Annotated in this window: 1 protein-coding gene; it reads left to right on the top strand. The window is 73.8% G+C overall.

All coding sequences use genetic code 11. The features are described from left to right. A partial coding sequence (locus ACG2DA_RS22955; RefSeq protein WP_395259038.1) for a hypothetical protein occupies positions 1 to 659 on the top strand: 659 nt, incomplete at its 5' end. Between the last annotated feature and the right edge of the window lie 5 nt (positions 660 to 664).

A 664-nucleotide genomic window follows, 5' to 3' on the forward strand; every position in this document is an offset into this window, starting at 1 on the left:
TCCGCCTGCTGCCCCGGACCGACCTCCCCGCGTTCGAGCGGCGGATGACGGAACTGCAGGCGGAACTCGCCGACGCCGCCGCGGAGGTCGACCGCCAACGGGACGAACTCGTCTCCCGGGCCCGCCGCCGGCTGGGCGACCTGTTCGACCCGGCCGACTACCCGCCCAGCCTCTCCCCGCTGTTCGGGCTGTCCTGGGACCTGCCCGCTATCGAACCGCCCGACTATTTGCGGCGCCTCTCGCCCCGCCTGTACCAACAGGAATGCGATCGGGTCCGGCAACGCTTCGAGCAGGCCGTGGAGCTCGCCGAGCAGGCGTTCGCCCAGGAATTGGCCCAACTGGTCGAACACCTCCGCGAACGCCTCACCGGCGGCGAGGGCGGCGGGCCGCGGGTGTTCCGAGACTCCGCCGTCGAGAACCTCACGGAGTTCTTCCAGCGGTTCCGGCGCCTGAACGTGAACAGCAGCCCCGATCTCGACGCCGTGGTCGCCGAGGCCGAGGGGCTGATGCGGGGCGTCGACCCCGCGGACCTGCGGGCGTCCACCGGCGTCGGCTGGCTGCAGGACCGGGTGCGGGAGGGCCTGGCCGGCGTGGCCGAGGCCCTCGACCCGCTCATCGCCGACGCCCCCCGCCGCCGCGTGCTGCGGAGCCCGCGATGAGCGGC

It is taken from the genome of Alienimonas sp. DA493, from assembly GCF_043951915.1.
In the GTDB taxonomy this organism is placed as follows: Bacteria; Planctomycetota; Planctomycetia; order Planctomycetales; family Planctomycetaceae; genus Alienimonas.